Annotated in this window: 1 protein-coding gene; it reads left to right on the top strand. The window is 56.1% G+C overall.

Features of this window, described 5'->3' with window-relative positions:
• On the top strand, window positions 1–301 hold a 301-nt coding region (locus tag A3730_RS25520; RefSeq protein WP_197477635.1), incomplete at both ends, for a phosphotransferase family protein.

Below are 301 nucleotides of genomic sequence, written 5' to 3'. Positions count from 1 at the left end.
CAGAAACTGGCTGAATACCTTGAACAACACATTGATGGCTTCAAAGGTCCTGTCCAAGCCGACAAGTTCGAGGGGGGCCAGTCCAACCCCACCTTCAAGATCACTGCCGCCTCCGGCTCCTATGTGCTGCGTCGCCAGCCGCCGGGCAAACTGCTCAAGTCCGCCCATGCGGTCGATCGCGAATTTCGTGTTATGGCCGCATTGAAAGACACCGATGTACCGGTGCCCAATGTGCTGCACCTGTGTGAAGACCGCGATGTTATCGGCTCCATGTTTTACGTGATGGAGTTCTGTGAAGGCC

It is taken from the genome of Alcanivorax sp. HI0044 (genome assembly GCF_001634945.1).
Note: the sequence above shows the minus strand (reverse complement) of the source record. Positions and strands in the feature narration are given on the sequence as shown.